This is a genomic window from Streptomyces sp. NPDC056061 (assembly GCF_042266885.1).
Lineage (GTDB): Bacteria > Actinomycetota > Actinomycetes > Streptomycetales > Streptomycetaceae > Streptomyces.
In genome coordinates this window covers 1-15,128 of the sequence record NZ_JBHJWQ010000007.1, presented here as the reverse complement: position 1 = coordinate 15,128, position 15,128 = coordinate 1, and the positions used below count along the sequence as shown (strand labels likewise).

Genomic DNA, 15,128 nt, shown 5'->3' with positions numbered 1-15,128 from the left:
CGTCCGTCGGCACCGGTCGGTCCCGGCGGTGGAGGCGCCGTTGACCTCAAGCGCACTTGACCCGGCAGTGTGACCGTCGGTGGCGCACCGCACGGGTGCGCCGGTCAGGAGGATCCCTCATGAACGTGCGATTCGCATCCCGTCCCGATCCGGCCCGCAACGATGTCGGACTGGTCAAGGCGAGCACCTGGGACGTCGGCACCCCCGAGCGGCAGCGGCGTACGGTCGAGGCCATCCGTGAGGCGTGGGACGGCCGGGACTGGCCGCACCGGGGGCTGCTCTCGTACACGGTCCATGCCGGTGAGGACGGAAGGACTCTGTTCCACTACAGCCAGTGGAGTGGCGAGCAGGCGTACCAGGACTTCCTCCGCGACGGCCGGGACGAGCGCAACGCGGACATCGACGCCGCCGTGCCGGGCATCCGGCGGCTCGGACTGCACACCTTCGAGACGTACCGGTCCCGGCCGGCGGCGGAGGGGGACGGGCGGGAGCCCGGCTGTGTGGTGATCGTCGACGTGGAGTTCGACGGGGCGGACCCGGCCCGGCAGCGGGACTGGGTGGACACCGTGTGCGAGGCGCTGGCGACCGATCCCGCGCTCGCGCCCGGGGGCATCTCCGCGCACTTCCACGTGAGCACCGACGGGACGCGGGTGCTGAACTATGCCGAATGGGAGAACGCGCGGGCCCACGCCGACGCCCTGGCCGGACCCGGCGACGGCGTCGGGTCGAGGACGCCGCAGTGGGAACGGGTGCGGGCCTACCCGGGGGTGTCGGGCGGCGGCGTGAACCGCTACGCGCCCGCGCTCTCCATGCGGCCGAGCGCGGGCGCGTAGCGTCGCCGCGGGCCGCACGGCCCGCGGTGACGCTACGGGCGGAAGCGGATCACCTGCGGGTCGTGGTCGCTGTTCTGCGCCGCGAACTCGGCGTTGATGTGCACGCTGTCGTACGCGAAGCGGCGGATCGACGGGCTGGTCAGGATCTGGTCGAGCACCTGGCTGTTGCCCTGGTAGACGTACGAGTAGCGCTCCGGCCGCGGCAGGGACTCGATGGCCGGGTACAGCACGCCGCCGTCCGTGAGCGCCCGGGTCGTCCCGGAGAACTCGAAGTCGTTGATGTCGCCGACGACAAGGACGTCCGCGTTCCTCTGCACCTTCAGCAGCTTCTTGACGAAGGTGTTGACGACCGCGGCCTGCGCGTGCCGCTGGACCTCCGACGAACGGGTGGGCGGCTGGTGCTGCGAGACGATGGACTCGTCGCCGCCCTTGGACGCGAAGTGGTTCGCGACGACGAAGACCGTGCGGCCGCGGAAGACGAACTCCCCGACGAGCGGCTTGCGGCTGTTCTCCCACGCGGCGTTCGCCGGGTCGATCCGGCCGGGGGAATGGGTCAGCGCGGCCCGGCCACGCTCGCGGACGACCCCGGTCGCCGTCGTGGCGTCGCCGCCCGCCCGGTCGGTGAACGAGACCCGCTCCGGGTTGAAGAGGAACACCTGGCGGATGTTGCCGCCGGGCTCGCCGCCGTCCTTCTTGTCCTGCGGGTCGACGGAACGCCACTGGTACGCCGGACCGCCCGCCGCCACGATCGCGTCGACGAACTTCTCGACGGTGCGGCCCGCGGTGACCGTGCCGTCGTCCGTCGCGCCGTTGTCGTCCTGGATCTCCTCCAGCGCGACGATGTCGGGCGAGGCGAGGTTGTCGACCACCGCGGCGGCGAGCGCGTCGAACTTCTCCTGCGGGTCGGTCGGGTCGAGGTTCTCGACGTTGTACGTCGCCACCGCCAGTTCGCCGCCGCGCTGCTTGCGGGTTTTCTCCCGACGCAGACCCTTGCCGGTGACCTCGCCCAGGTTGCGGGCGGCCAGCGTGTAGCCGCCGTACTGGTTGAAGTCGAGCGGGCCCTCGGTCGTGCCGGACAGCACGTCGCCGACGTCGGCGGTCGGGAAGGGCTGCTCGGCGAGCGGCACCAGTGACTGGACCTGGAGCCTGCCGGTGTTCTGCGAGTCGTACGAGCCGTAGACCGTGCCGCCGCGGCCGTTGGCGTTCTCGTGCGGCTTCACCGTGACCCACAGCTCGGCGTACGGGTCGGTGGCACCGACCACCCGCGAGGAACCGATCCGGACGTTCATGCCCTCCAGCGACTCGTAGAAGTCCAGGGCGTAGCGGGAGGGAGCGAGGCGGAGCGCGTCGACGGAGCCGCCCGCGGCGGGGTCGCCCGCCGGTGTGTAGCGGGAGGGGACGGAGCGTTCGGAGATCGTCACCGGCGCGGGCAGCGCGTTGCCGGACGACACGACCTCGACGGTGGGCCTGCTGATCTGGGTGAGCGACTGGTTTCCCGAGGCGGTGCCGCCCGGCACGTACTCGGTGACCGTGCCGGAGACCGTGACCGCGTCGCCGACGGCGACGGTCGGCGTGGACGAGGTGAAGACGAAGATGCCCTCACTGGTGGCGGGATCGGCGTCCGGGTGCGGGTCCTGGAACCAGAAGCCCTTCGAACCGTACGTCCGCACCCCGGTGACGATGCCGGGGACACCGCCGACCTGCCGGCCGGCGAGCGGCGATATCCGGGTGTCTCCCTGGATGTCGTGAATCCGGACCGGGCCGTCGGAGGACGGCGCCGCGGAGGCGGACGCGGCGGGACTCGCGGCGCCGGTGAGCAGGCCGGCCGCGAGCGCGGCGGCGATGACGGCGCAGACGGCGGTCGTTCTGGGCGATGCGGTGGGCATCAAGGACTCCGGAGATGTCGAGGTTCGTTCGAGGGTCTGTGCGGGCGGGACGCCGCGCGCATGCCACGGTCCTGCACGGACCGGGGGACCGCGCGGGGTTGTGAACCGGTGTGGGTCGCAGGGCGGTACGGGGAGACGGACGGACCGTCTACGCGCGTCAATCTCTTGTGTGGGCAGGGTAGTTGTCAAGGTCTTCCGGGGGTCCTCCCACCGGCGTTCGCCTGAACCGGGCGGCACCGGGCCAAATGGGTCTACGCTTGGGCCGCCCGACCGGTACGCGTACGCCCGAGGAGAATCACCAGATGTCCGCAGAGCGCCCCACCCTGCCGCCCGTACGGCTGCACACCGAGGCCGAGCTGGCACGGGACGCGCTCGTCGCGCCGCTGCTCGCCCGCGCCGTCCGGCTCGCTCGCTGGGCCGGTCCGGAGACCAGGGTCGGCGCGGGCGGTGAACTGGTGGAGGCGCAGTTGCCGGCTGCGGCCGAGCACCTCGGCCTCGCGCCCGACGAGGACGGCGCGGCGCAGGCGAGCGAGGCGTGGCGGCTCGCCGTCGACACGGGGCTCGTCGACGTCGAGGACCCGGACGAGGACGACGGACCCGACGCGGAGGGAACCGCAGCCGCCGGGGAGAACCTCGCGCTGATCACCGAGGGTTCGCCGCAGGACGTCCTCTCGATCTGGCTCGACGGCTTCGAGGCGGCCCACGCCGACGCCACCGCGCCCGTCCTCGACGACTTCGCCGACATCGTCGCCGAGGACGGCTCGGTCGACTTCGACGCCCTGGACTGGGATCCGGAGGCCGAGGCCGAGTTCCTCGACGGGGTCCTCGGCAACCTGTACCTGCTCACCGTCGGCGACGGCGACGCGGAGACGGCCCCCGTGCCGCTGCCCGCACTCGCCGCGTCGGTGATCGTGCCGGACGACATGGGCGAACCCACCGACGACATCCTGGAGCAGGTGTCCGAGGCGATGATGCGCCTCGACGACCAGTTCCGGGTCCTCGAACCCATCGGAATCGTCGAATACCAGCCGGTGGACGAGACGTTGCTGGTCGAGGAGGGCGAGGACGCCGACGCGGTGGACGACGAGGACGTCACCCGGTACGGGATGGTGAAGCTGACACCCCTCGGCCTGTACGGCATTCGGGCCCGGATGCTGGACGCCGGGGTGGACGCCCCGGCGGTCGGCGACCTCGCGGACAAGGGCGCCGAAGCGCTCCTCGGCGGCATCGCCCACTACCCCGAGGCGGCGGCCCGCAGCGAGGCCGAGCAGTGGCTCGCCCGCCGCGGTACGGAGGGCGCCGCGGCCGAACTCCTGGCCGCGGCACGGGGCACTGATCCGCAGGCACCGCTGCGCAGGCTCCACTGCCAGCAGGCGCTCGCCCTGGTCGGCGCGGAGGCGGAGCCCGCGGTGCGCGCGGTCCTGGACGACCCCGAACTGGGCGGTCTCGCGCGGGTCTGGCTCGTGGAGCTGGGCGCGGCGGACGTACCCGCGCCGCCGGAGTCGATGATCTTCTGGCTCGCCGTCGACACCATCGCGGCCCAACTGGAGGCCGAGGGCGACCTGGACGAGCTCCAGGGGCTGGTGGAGAGCCTGGCCGGTCGGCACAGCGGCTTCTTCGACGAGGCGTGGCGGGTGGAGCACCCGGCGACGGCGGACGTCCTTGAGGCGATGGGACGGCTGCACAGCGACAAGAAGAAGGCCAAGGAGGCCCGCAAGGCGGCATTCAAGGCCCGGTCGCGCGCCGACACCTGAGCGGGAGGCGGCCGAGACGCCGCCCGCCCGGAGCGCGGGCGGCGGTGCGCGTCCGCAGGAGCGGGCGGCTCGCGGCTCGTCGTACGGGCCGCGGCGTACGGGCGGCGCGGACGCGTCCGGTCGACCGCGAGAGGCCGGACGGGCCCGGCCGACGCCCCCGGCCGACGTGTCCCGTCCGGCGCATCGGCCGAGTGCACAGGTCGAGTGCCCCTCGTCGTCGCCCGTGGTTCACCCGGAGTTGGGGCGGGGGCGTCACTGTGGGCGCGCCCACCACCCGCCCAGCCGCTCCAGGAGCACGCGATGTCCTTCACGCGCAGGGAATTCACCACACAGTCCGCCCTCACCGGCGCCGGTATCGCGCTGACCGGCACGGTCGCCGCACTGGCCACCGCGCCCGGCGCCCTGGCCGCCGCGGGCCCTGAGAACGGCAACGGCAAGGGACATGACCACGACCACGACCACGACCACGACCACGGGAACGGCCACGGTCACAAGGACGAGCCCGGCTACGGGCCGCTGATCGCCGACCCCGAGGGCATTCTGGCGCTGCCGGCCGGCTTCTCCTACCGCGTCCTCACCCACAGCGGCGTCACCAGGCTGGAGTCCGGCGAGTACACCCCGTCCAACCACGACGGCACCGCCTCCTTCGAGGGCCCCCGCGGCGTCACCCTGCTCGTCAACAACCACGAGCTGAGCGGCACCCGCGCCGGCTGGGAGCACCCGGTGCCGCTCGCCGAGGGCCTCGTCTACGACCCGGTCGCGGCCGGCGGCTGCACCGTGGTGGAGACCCGCCGCGACGGCCGTACCGCCGAGTGGGTCGGCATCGCCGGCACGTCCACCAACTGCGCGGGCGGCGCCACCCCGTGGGGCACCTGGCTCACCTGCGAGGAGACCGAGGACCGGGCGGGCAGGAACGGTCTCCTCAAGGACCACGGCTACGTCTTCGAGGTCGACCCGTACGACCGGCGCGCCAACCGCGACCCGCGGCCGATCAAGGCGTTCGGCAGGTACGCCCACGAAGCCGTCGTCATCGACCCCAGGCGCGGTCACGCCTACCTGACCGAGGACGCCTCCGGCCCCAACGGGCTGCTCTACCGCTGGGTTCCGCCGCACGGCTTCCGGCACGACCGCGGCAGGCTGCGCACCCTCGCCGACGACGCAGGGGTGCTCCAGGCCAGCAAGTGCTTCGACCGCGACGGCGCGTTCGTCGACGACCTGTCCCGCGCCACCACGATCGGCACGGTCTACGGGGTGGACTGGGTCGACGTGCCCGACCGCGACGCGCGGACCGTCTCGGTGCGCAAGCAGTTCACGGACGGCCAGGTCACCCGTGCGCGCAAGCTGGAGGGCATGTGGTGGGGCGACGGGGGTGTGTACATCGTCTCCTCGTACGCCCGCGACGAGAGCCCCGCCCAGCACGACGGCCAGGTCTGGTTCTACGACCCGAAGCGCCGCACGCTGACGCTGAAGGTGCTTCTCGGAGTGAACGCCGACCCCTCGAAGGAAGGCGCCTTCGACGGTCCGGACAACATCACCGTCTCCCCGTACGGCGGCCTGGTCATCGCCGAGGACGGCGACGGCCTCCAGCACCTCTTCGGAGCGACGGACAGCGGGCGCACCTACCCGATCGCCCGCAACGAGCTGAACATCGGCAGTGAACAGGAGCCGGAGTACAGCGAGTTCACCGGAGTGACGTTCTCGCCCGACGGCCGCACCCTGTACGCGAACATCCAGGAGCCGGGCATCATGCTCGCCATCACCGGCCCCTGGAAGCGGCAGCCGAACCGGCACTGACGTTCCCGTCCGCCCGGGCCCGCCGCTCACGCGGGAGCCGGGCGGACGGGACCCGGGAGCCCACTCGCGCTTGCTCCCCAGGCCGTAATTCCGTCGCGCCGCGCGGAGTTCCCCCTCTAGAGTCCTGTCCGTGCCCAGGTGCGCAGGCAGGACCTACTTGCACTCTTCATGGGGAGGCCGCGGGTTCGAGTCCCGCCACCGGATCTCGATCCGGTGCAGCTCAGCCGGCAGAGCACCATCGTCGGTTCCGCCGCAGGTGATCTCTGGGCATCACAACTGCATCAGCAAGGACTGCATGCACCTCCCGGTGCGCGGGCCGCGGCTACTTCCTGAATCGAAACCGCCGCCGCCGACTCCGATCTCGGGAGGCACGGAGCCGGGAGGACGCCCGGTGCGAAGGCGACGGATACTTCGGGATCCGACGGTTGCGGGTTCGAGTCCCGCCCGGCCCCGGCCGGTAGCTCAATATGGCAGAGCATCGGACAATTCCGTCGCCGAACCCGATCTCGGGCGTCCTTCCCCCGCTGTGCCTTCTCCCCATGAATTCGGGGGAATTCACATGGCACGCTTCAACACACGTACCACCCGGCCCCACGCCACCTCGCCCGTGAAATCGACCGGGCGCACCGCACGGAACCATCAGGGCGGCCTGGGCACCCTGCGCGACAACCGTTCCGAACTCTTCCTGCTCGCGGTCGCCAACTTCGTCTCGCAGCAGACCTTCTACGAGGATGCCGGGGAACGCGACAACCGGTTCGCCGAACTGGTGCGGATACTCGCCGTGGGCGACCCGGAGTGGACCGCGGGCCTGCTCCACTGGCTGCGCCGCGAGGGGCAGATGCGGACCGCCTCGCTCGTGGGCGCCGCCGAGTACGTGAAGGCGCGTCTCGACGCGGGCGCCGAGGACGGTCCGTCCAACCGGCGGGTCGTCGACTCCGTCCTGCTGCGCGCCGACGAGCCCGGCGAACTCCTCGGCTACTGGACCTCGCGCTACGGGCGGGCCGTTCCCAAGCCCGTCAAGCGCGGCATCGCGGACGCCGTGCGCCGCCTCTACAACGGTGCGTCGCTGCTGAAATACGACACCGCGTCCAAGGGGTACCGCTTCGGTGACATCCTGAACCTGGTGCACGCCTCGCCCGACCCCGGGAAGCCGTGGCAGGGCGAACTGTTCCGGTACGCACTCGACCGCCGCCACCACCCGGAGGCTGCCGTGGTACCCGCCGACAACCGCACGCTCGTGGCGCACCGTGCGCTGATGGAGCTTCCGGTCGCGGAGCGGCGAGCCGTGGTCACCGGCCCGGACGGCGCGGACCGGCTGGCCGCCGCGGGCATGACCTGGGAGGCTCTGGCGGGCTGGTTGCAGGGGCCGATGGACGCCGCGGCCTGGGAAGCGGTGATTCCGTCGATGGGGGCGATGGCACTCGTCCGCAATCTGCGGAACTTCGACGAGGCGGGTGTCCGCGACGAGGTCGCCGCACGGGTGGCGGAGAGGATCAGCGACCCGGACGTGGTCGCCGCGTCCCGGCAGTTCCCGTTCCGCTACCTCGCGGCCTATCAGCACGCGCCCTCGCTGCGCTGGGCATACCCGCTGGAGAAGGCGCTCGGCCACTCCCTGGCCCAGGTCCCCGCACTGCCGGGGCGGACGCTGATCCTGGTGGACCGCTCGGGGTCGATGTGGTCGCCGCTCTCGGACCGCTCGCAGCTCGACCGGGCCGACGCCGCGGCGATCTTCGGCACGGCGCTGGCGCTGCGGGCCGACCGGGCCGATCTCGTGCAGTTCGGCACGAGCAGCGCACCGGTGGAGTTCCGCCGAGGCGAGTCGGTGCTGAAGGTGCTGGAACGCTTCGGGAACCTCGGGGGCACCAACACCGCGGAGGCGGTGCGTCGGCACTACCGGAAGCACGACCGGGTGCTCGTCGTGACCGACGAACAGGCGTCGTTCTCGTACGCGTCGGATGCCACGGACGCCGTTCCGGCCACCGTGCCGGTCTACACCTGGAACCTGGCCGGCTACCGGGTCGGGCACGCGCCGTCGGGAGGGAGGAACCGCCACACCTTCGGCGGGCTCTCCGACGCGGCGTTCCGCATGGTGCCGCTGCTGGAGGCGGGCCGGGACGCCGACTGGCCGTGGAACCACCGATGACGAACCGGGCGTGAACGCACCCCGGCGGGGCGGCCCCGTCCTGCCGCCCCGCCCGGGTGCCCCGTGCCGTCGGTCCGTGCCATCGGCCCGTGTCGTCGGCCCGTGCCGGATTCCGGAACTCCGTCTACAGCGCCTGAGCGGCGGGCTTCACCATGCCCCGGACCGTGCGCGACTTCACGAAGTCACCCATGGCCGTCATCTCCCATTCGCCGGAGAACTGCTTGATCAGCTTGGCCATCATCACGCCGGTCTGCGGCTCCGCACCGGTCAGGTCGAAGCGGACCAGCTCCTCGCCCGTGACGGCGTCGACCAGCCGGCAGTATGCCTTGGCGACCTCGGTGAACTTCTGGCCGGTGAACGAGTTGACCGTGAAGACGAGCCCGGTCGCCTCCGCCGGGATCCGGCCCAGGTCGACCACGATCACCTCGTCGTCGCCGGCGCCCTCGCCCGTGAGGTTGTCCCCGGAGTGCTTGATCGCGCCGTTCAGGATGGAGAGCTTGCCGAAGTAGCAGCTGTCCAGGTGATTGCGGTTGGGGCCGTAGGCGATCACCGAGGCGTCCAGGTCGATGTCCTTGCCGCGGAACGCGGGCTCCCAGCCGAGACCCATCTTGACCTGGGAGAGCAGCGGCCGACCGCCCTTGACCAGGGACACCGTCTGGTTCTTCCGGAGACTGACCCGGCCCTTGTCGAGGTTGATCCGGCCGGTGGCCGCGGGGGCGGACGGCGGGGCCGCGGGGGCCGGGGGCGCGGCGATCCGCGGGTCCGCGGGAGGCGCCGCGGGCATCGGGGGAGCGGCCGGGGCGGGGGCGACGGCCGGGGCGGGCGGCGCGGGAGGCGCCACGGGCGCGGCGGGCGCGGGCTCGTCCTCGACGGAGACACCGAAGTCCGTGGCGATGCCGGCCAGGCCGTTCGCGTAGCCCTGGCCGACCGCGCGGACCTTCCACGCGCCGTTGCGGAGATAGACCTCCATGACCACCAGTGCCGTCTCGGCGGTGAGCCTGGGCGGGGTGAACGTGGCGAGCACGCTGCTGTCGTCGGCGTTGCGCACGGTCGCCGTGGGCTCGATGCCCTGGAAGGTCTGCCCGGCCGCGTCCGGGCTCGCCGTGATGACGATCTTCTCGATGCCGGGCGGAACCGCGGTGGTGTCCACCACGATCGCGTCCGGCGCCGTGCCGCCGCCGGAGCGGTACGTCACACCCGGGCCGACGGGCTGGTTGTAGAAGATGAAGTCGTCGTCGGAGCGCACCTTGCCGGAGGCGGTGAGCAGCAGGCCCGAGACGTCGAGCCGCACCGGTGCGGAGACGTCCACCGCCACGCGGGCGGCGGAGAGCGGGATGTTCGAGCCGGGGGTCATAGCGGTCATGCACGGGGTAACGAACGACGGGCCTTTGCCGTTCCCTTACCTTCACCGCCTTGACGCCCCCGTGACACGGTCCGACATGACCCCGATGTCATGACCCCTCCCGGCATGGCGCGGGGCGTCGCCGTGCGCCGCTTCGTACCGCCACCCGCCGCACGTCCGTACCCGCGCGAACGACAGCACCCGCCCCGCGCCCCGGCCCGGGGCGGGGCGGGTGCCCGATCGGACGCGGCATCGCCACCTGTCAGCGCGCCAGTGCCGCCTTCATCATCTTCTGGGCGATCGGCGCGGCCAGGCCGTTGCCGCTGACCTCCGAGCGGGCGGCGCCGGAGTCCTCGACGACCACCGCCACCGCCACTTCGCCGCCGCCGGACCGGTCCTTCGCATACGCGGTGAACCAGGCGTACGGGGTGCTGCTGTTGCCCACGCCGTTCTGCGCGGTACCCGTCTTGCCGCCCACCTCGGCCCCGGCGATCCGGGCGTTGGAGCCGGTCCCCTTCTCGACGACCGTGACCATCGCGCTGCGCAACTGCTCGGCCGTGGACGCCGAGACGACCCGCTTCGTGTCCCCGTCGGCGAAGTCCTGCACGGTGTTGCCGTCGGCGTCGGTCACCTTCGACACCATGTGCGGGGCGGCGAGTTCGCCACCGTTGGCGAGGGCCGCCGACACCATGGCGATCTGCAGCGGCGTCGCCGTCACCTCGAACTGACCGATGCCCGACAGCGCCGTCTGCGCCCGGTCCATGCCGGTCGGGTAGACGCTCGCGGAGGCCCGCACCGGCACATCGAGCTTGTCGGCGTTGAAGCCGAACTTCTCCGCCATCGCCCGGACCTTGTCCTGGCCGAGGTCGACGGCGGCCTTCCCGAAGACGTTGTTGCAGGAGTACTGGAGTGCGGTCCGCAGCGTGGCGTTCTCGCAGGGCGCCGAGGCGCTCTCGTTCTCCAGATTCCTGCTGCTGCCGGGCAGGGGGTACGGATTGGGGCTGTCCGTGCGCTCGTCGACGGAGCCGTACAGCCCGTCCTCCAGCGCCGCTGCCGCCACCACCAGCTTGAATGTCGAACCCGGTGCCAGCGGCTGCCGCAGCGCCCGGTTGACCATCGGCTTGTCCTCGTCGTCGAGGAGCTTCTTCCAGGCGTCGCCGTCCGTCGTCCCGCTGATCGACGAGGGGTCGTAGGACGGGGTGGAGACCATGCCCAGGATCTGCCCGGTCCGGGGGTCGATCGCGACGGCCGCCCCCTTGTCGTCACCGAGCGCCTCGTACGCGGCCTTCTGCACATCGGGGTCGATCGTGGTCAGGACGTCGCCCGGGGGCGTCTGCGTGCCCGTCAACGCGGCAAGCGGGTTCTTCAGGCGGTCGTCGGAGCCGTCGAGCACCGGGCCGTAGATCCCTTCGAGCTGGGTGGCGCCGTACGCCTGGGAGCTGTAGCCGGTAACCGCCGAGTAGAGCGCGCCCTGCGTGTAGGTGCGCTTGTACGCGAGGTCGCTGCCCACCGTCCTCTTCGATCCGGTGACCGGTCCGCCGGCCACGATGATGTCGCCGAGCGGTTGCGCGTACTGCGCGATGGTCTTCCGCCGGTTGTGGTCGTCGTCTGCGAGTGCCCGTGCCTGATACGCCTGCACCCAGCTCGCCCGTACCAGCAGGGCGAGGACCAGCAGCAGGCAGAAGACCGAGCTCCGCCTGATTGTCTTGTTCATCTCGAAGGAGGACGAACGGGGCGTCGGCCGGCGTTCCCGGTCCGGGCGCTTCTCATCCACTCCTCATGTTCTCCGCGTCTCGCGCGGGCGGCCCGTTCGCGACCGGCCGGTCCGGCCGGGGAAGCGAGCGCCATGGGCGTCGCGCGATTCAGAGCCGTCGGGTGGCCGGGGCCAGCCGGTCCCGCGCGTCGAACAGCGCCTCCTTCACCGCCCGTTCGTGCGCGGGCGTGAGCCTGGCGACCGGAACCGAGCAGCTGACGGCGTCGCGCGCGGGGGTGCGGTACGGGACGGCGACACCGAAGCAACGCAGACCGAGGGTGCTCTCCTCGCGGTCCACCGCGTATCCGCGCTCGCGGATCAGGTGCAGTTCCTCGATGAGCCTCTCGCGGTCGGTGACGGTGTGCTCGGTCAGCGCGGGCAGTGTTTCCGGCAGCACCTTGCGGACCTGCTCGTCGCTGCGGGTGGCCAGCAGCGCCTTGCCGAGCGAGGTCGAGTGGGCAGGCAGCCGACGGCCGACCCGGGTGACGGGGCGCAGATGGTGCGGGGACTGCCGGGTGGCGAGATACACCACGTTCGTCCCGTCCAGACGGGCGAGATGGATGGTCTCCGTCGTGTCGTCGGACAGCCGGTCCGGCGTGGCGCGGGCCGCCGCGACCACCTCGTCGCCGTCGATGTACGAGGTGCCGACCAACAGCGCCCGCACACCGATCCCGTACCGTGTGCCCGTCGCGTCGGTCTCCACCCGGCCGAGTTCCACCAGCGTGCGCAGCAGCATGTAGAGACTGGACTTGGGATAGCCGACGGCCTCCTGCACCGCGGCGAGCGAGTGCATACCGGGCTGCCCGGCGAAGTATTCGAGCAGTTCCACCGTGCGTACGGCGGATTTCACCTGGGCCCCGCCCAATTCGGCAGACGACATCGCTTTTTCGTCCCTTCCCGCCTTCCGGCACATGCGTGAAGCCCCGTGGCACAAGGATTTCGCGGCAGCGCAGCCGCGCGGTACGCGGTCCGTGAGCCCCCGGGGCGTTCGCCCGCGGTGACTTCTTGCCAACACCGAACACCCGGAAATAGGGTCGCTTCATATTCATGATCAGGAACTCTGTTCAGAATACCGAACGCATTTCGGTGCGTGGCGGCGGAGCGGAAGGAATCACGGTGGCAGCAGCACCAGTCTGGAGCGTCGACCCCCGTACCGGGAACCCGCGTGAGCAGGTCGCGGTCGAGGCCACGGCGGAGGAGGTCGACCGTGCGGTCCGTTCCGCCCATGCGGCGCGCGGTCCGCTCGCCGACCGGGCCGTGCGCGCCGCGTTCCTGCGCGGGGCCGCCGAGCTGCTGACCGAGTCCGCGGAGCACGTCATCGAGGCCGCCGACGCCGAGACCGCACTCGGCCCGGCCCGGCTCGCCGGTGAACTCGCCCGTACCGCCGCGCAGTTGAAGGCGTTCGCGGATGTCGTCGACGAAGGCGCCTTCCTCGACATCCACATCGACCACGAGGACCCCGACCGGACCCCGCCGTGGCCCGACCTGCGCCGCTACCGGGGCTAATCGCAGTGCTCCCCCGTTCACGGGGGAGGTGAAGCGATTCTCAAGACTGCTCTGACCCGCAGGTCACAGCGGACGATTCTGCTGTTCGATGTACTGGCGGACAGTAGCCAACGGTGCACCGCCGACCGATCCGGCGAAGTACGAGCCGGACCACAGCCGTTGCGCCCGCCAGTAATGCCGAACCAGTTCCGGGTACTCCTGACGGAGCCTGCGGGAGCTGACCCCCTTGAGGCTGTTGACCAGCTTGGAGACGGCGACCTTGGGCGGGAAGTTGACCAGCAGGTGCATGAGCCGCCCCGGGTTCGGTAGAGATCTCAGATTGTGATTGTGACCTGGGGTTTCGTGGATTCCATGTAGTAGTTGGCTTCGTACTCGACGGGCGGGACGTGGCCTATCTCACCGTGCAGGCGTCGGTGGCAGTACCAGTCGACCCACTCGGCGGTGGCCAGTTCGACCTGGGAGAGGGTCTTCCAAGGCCGCTGCGGCTTGATCAACTCGGTTTTGAACAGGCCGATCGTGCTCTCCATCAGGGCGTTGTCGTATGCATCGCCGACGGAGCTGATCGAGGCCGCGATGCCGGCCGTGTCCAGGTGCTCGGCCAGCCGGAAACTGGTGTACTGGCTGCCCGTGTCGCTGTGGTGTATCAACTCGCCGCGAACGTGAGGGTGTTCATCGCGGTCGCGCTGCCACAGCGCCATCTCCAGGGCGTCCAGGACGAGCTGGGTCTCCTTCGACGTCGCGGCGGACCAGCCGACGATCCGGCGGGAGAAGGTGTCCACGACGAAGGCGACGTAGACCACTCCGGCCCAGGTGGCCACGTGCGTGAAATCCGCGACCCAGCAGCGGTTCGGCGCGCCGGCGACGAAGTCGCGGTCCACCAGGTCCGGTGCCCGCTCGGCCTGCTGGTCCGGAATCGTGGTGACCACCTTCTTGCCGCGGACGGCGCCGGCGATGCCCAGCTCGCGCATCAGACGTTCGACGGTGCAGCGGGCCACCGTGTGACCTTGCCGGTTCAGCTCCCGCCAGATCTTCCTCGCCCCGTAGACACGGTAGTTGTCGGTGTGGACCTGGCGGACCAGCTCCTTGAGTTCCGTGTCCCGCACGGTACGGGCGGACGGGACGGCCAGTCGTTTCTTGTGGGCGTAGTAGGTGGAAGGGGCGATCTTGCAGTCGTGCTCGGTGAGTGTCCTGCAGATCGGCTCGACCCCGCCGAAGCGGTCCCGGTGCTCGTCGATGAACGCTACGAGCGCGTGTGTGGCCGGTCGAGCTCGGCCGCGAAGAAACTCGCCGCCGCCTTGAGGATCTCGTTCGCCCGCTTCAGCTCGGCGATCTCCTTCTTCATCGCCTTGAACTGGGCCGATTCCTCCGTCGTCGTCCCCGGCCGCGTCCCCGCATCGATCTCGTGCTGCTTCAGCCAGTTCCGCAGCGTCTCGCGGGAACCGATGCCGAGCTTGTCGGTGACCGCCTGCAGAGCGGCCGTCTCGTTCGGGTAGTCGCCGCGCACCTCGGCAACCATGCGCACCGCACGACGGCGGAGCTCAAGCGGGTAACGGGAAGGTCGTGCCATGACTCGATCCTTTCATGAAATCGAGTCTCCATTCGAATCGGGGCGGTTCAGCACGTGGTTGTTCTCGCCATTGAATTCCACCAGCTCACATTCAAAATCCTTGCAGACGGCCCGCATGATCTCCTCCACCCGCTTGAGGTGAACGTCCTTGAAAACCTTGTGCCGGTACTTCGTCACGAAAACCAAATGCGCGTGCATGACGAACGCGCAGTGCCTGCCAGTGCGAACATTCTGATACTCGGCCATAAACCAACTGCAGTACGCTCGTTGGTATGCAGCTCAGGTACTCCTTCCGCGTGTACCCGAACACCCCGCAGCGCACAGCGTTAGCGAAAGCGTTCGGGTGTGCCCGCGTGGTCTGGAACGACGGGCTGCGTCTACGCCAGGATGCCTATAAACAGGGCCTTGAGCGACCGAAGGCGGCGGAGCTGTCGAAGCGGTTCATCACCGAGGCGAAGAAGACCGAGGAGCGGGCCTGGCTGTCCGAGGTATCGGCCGTGGTGCTCCAGCAGTCCCTTAGGGACCTGGAGACCGCCTACTCCAACTTTTT

Annotated in this window: 11 protein-coding genes and 2 pseudogenes; 6 read left to right on the top strand and 7 right to left on the bottom strand. The window is 70.7% G+C overall.

Annotated elements, in window-relative coordinates:
• The first annotated feature begins 119 nt into the window (after window positions 1–119).
• The gene (locus ACFC79_RS13085; protein ID WP_376238994.1) at window positions 120–833 is read left to right on the top strand and encodes an antibiotic biosynthesis monooxygenase; all 714 of its coding nucleotides are present in this window, start codon (window positions 120–122) and stop codon (window positions 831–833) included.
• Between the two features lie 32 nt (window positions 834–865).
• Here ACFC79_RS13085 and ACFC79_RS13080 read toward each other — a convergent pair whose 3' ends face one another.
• Window positions 866–2,719 carry an endonuclease/exonuclease/phosphatase family protein gene (locus ACFC79_RS13080; protein WP_376238991.1) on the bottom strand — a complete coding sequence of 618 codons (1,854 nt, stop codon included), beginning with the start codon at window positions 2,717–2,719 and terminating at the stop codon, window positions 866–868.
• A 302-nt stretch (window positions 2,720–3,021) separates the two neighbouring features.
• On the opposite strand from ACFC79_RS13080, the gene ACFC79_RS13075 reads away from it, so the two are divergent.
• The 3 genes from ACFC79_RS13075 to ACFC79_RS13065 all read left to right on the top strand — a co-directional run bounded on the left by ACFC79_RS13075 (window position 3,022) and on the right by ACFC79_RS13065 (window position 8,410).
• A complete protein-coding gene (locus ACFC79_RS13075) occupies window positions 3,022–4,473 on the top strand; it encodes a hypothetical protein (protein WP_376238988.1) in 1,452 nt (483 codons plus the stop codon).
• A 300-nt stretch (window positions 4,474–4,773) separates the two neighbouring features.
• Entirely contained in the window at window positions 4,774–6,267 is a 1,494-nt protein-coding gene (locus ACFC79_RS13070) for an alkaline phosphatase PhoX (RefSeq protein ID WP_376238986.1), read from the top strand.
• Between the two features lie 559 nt (window positions 6,268–6,826).
• The gene (locus ACFC79_RS13065; RefSeq protein WP_376238983.1) at window positions 6,827–8,410 is read left to right on the top strand and encodes a TROVE domain-containing protein; all 1,584 of its coding nucleotides are present in this window, start codon (window positions 6,827–6,829) and stop codon (window positions 8,408–8,410) included.
• Window positions 8,411–8,534: 124 nt separating this feature from the next.
• On the opposite strand, the gene ACFC79_RS13060 is transcribed toward ACFC79_RS13065, so the two are convergent.
• The 3 genes from ACFC79_RS13060 to ACFC79_RS13050 form a co-directional block, all read right to left on the bottom strand.
• A complete protein-coding gene (locus ACFC79_RS13060; protein ID WP_376238980.1) occupies window positions 8,535–9,773 on the bottom strand; it encodes a TerD family protein in 1,239 nt (412 codons plus the stop codon).
• A gap of 241 nt (window positions 9,774–10,014) precedes the next feature.
• Window positions 10,015–11,466, bottom strand: a complete 1,452-nt coding sequence (locus ACFC79_RS13055) for a penicillin-binding transpeptidase domain-containing protein (RefSeq protein ID WP_376239558.1) — start codon at window positions 11,464–11,466, stop codon at window positions 10,015–10,017.
• 148 nt (window positions 11,467–11,614) lie between these two features.
• Window positions 11,615–12,385, bottom strand: coding sequence for an IclR family transcriptional regulator (locus ACFC79_RS13050; protein WP_376238978.1), 771 nt, complete (start codon window positions 12,383–12,385; stop codon window positions 11,615–11,617).
• Window positions 12,386–12,621: 236 nt separating this feature from the next.
• On the opposite strand from ACFC79_RS13050, the pseudogene ACFC79_RS13045 reads away from it, so the two are divergent.
• Window positions 12,622–13,005: pseudogene (locus ACFC79_RS13045) on the top strand (aldehyde dehydrogenase family protein); the annotation flags it as partial.
• 69 nt (window positions 13,006–13,074) lie between these two features.
• Here ACFC79_RS13045 and tnpA (ACFC79_RS13040) read toward each other — a convergent pair.
• The 3 genes and pseudogenes from tnpA (ACFC79_RS13040) to tnpA (ACFC79_RS13030) all read right to left on the bottom strand — a co-directional run.
• Window positions 13,075–13,299: pseudogene (tnpA, locus tag ACFC79_RS13040) on the bottom strand (IS200/IS605 family transposase); the annotation flags it as partial.
• A gap of 26 nt (window positions 13,300–13,325) precedes the next feature.
• Window positions 13,326–14,578, bottom strand: a protein-coding gene (locus tag ACFC79_RS13035; RefSeq protein ID WP_376238976.1) for an IS3 family transposase whose coding sequence is annotated in 2 segments (ribosomal slippage) — window positions 13,326–14,296 and window positions 14,296–14,578 — 1,254 coding nt in all. Because the reading frame shifts where the segments join, the coding sequence is not laid out codon by codon here.
• A 12-nt stretch (window positions 14,579–14,590) separates the two neighbouring features.
• On the bottom strand, window positions 14,591–14,824 hold the full coding sequence (gene tnpA, locus ACFC79_RS13030) for an IS200/IS605 family transposase (RefSeq protein WP_376238974.1): 234 nt from the start codon (window positions 14,822–14,824) through the stop codon (window positions 14,591–14,593).
• 26 nt (window positions 14,825–14,850) lie between these two features.
• On the opposite strand from tnpA (ACFC79_RS13030), the gene ACFC79_RS13025 reads away from it, so the two are divergent.
• Window positions 14,851–15,128, top strand: a 278-nt coding sequence (locus ACFC79_RS13025) for a helix-turn-helix domain-containing protein (RefSeq protein WP_376238971.1), incomplete at its 3' end; no start/stop codon positions are given.

What these genes read in the sequence shown, in the direction of transcription:
- ACFC79_RS13085 (WP_376238994.1), top strand. Translation starts at nt 120, where the DNA reads ATGAACGTGCGATTCGCATCCCGTCCCGATCCGGCCCGCAACGATGTC.
- ACFC79_RS13080 (WP_376238991.1), bottom strand. Translation starts at nt 2,719, where the DNA reads ATGCCCACCGCATCGCCCAGAACGACCGCCGTCTGCGCCGTCATCGCC.
- ACFC79_RS13075 (WP_376238988.1), top strand. Translation starts at nt 3,022, where the DNA reads ATGTCCGCAGAGCGCCCCACCCTGCCGCCCGTACGGCTGCACACCGAG.
- ACFC79_RS13070 (WP_376238986.1), top strand. Translation starts at nt 4,774, where the DNA reads ATGTCCTTCACGCGCAGGGAATTCACCACACAGTCCGCCCTCACCGGC.
- ACFC79_RS13065 (WP_376238983.1), top strand. Translation starts at nt 6,827, where the DNA reads ATGGCACGCTTCAACACACGTACCACCCGGCCCCACGCCACCTCGCCC.
- ACFC79_RS13060 (WP_376238980.1), bottom strand. Translation starts at nt 9,773, where the DNA reads ATGACCGCTATGACCCCCGGCTCGAACATCCCGCTCTCCGCCGCCCGC.
- ACFC79_RS13055 (WP_376239558.1), bottom strand. Translation starts at nt 11,466, where the DNA reads ATGAACAAGACAATCAGGCGGAGCTCGGTCTTCTGCCTGCTGCTGGTC.
- ACFC79_RS13050 (WP_376238978.1), bottom strand. Translation starts at nt 12,385, where the DNA reads ATGTCGTCTGCCGAATTGGGCGGGGCCCAGGTGAAATCCGCCGTACGC.
- tnpA (WP_376238974.1), bottom strand. Translation starts at nt 14,824, where the DNA reads ATGGCCGAGTATCAGAATGTTCGCACTGGCAGGCACTGCGCGTTCGTC.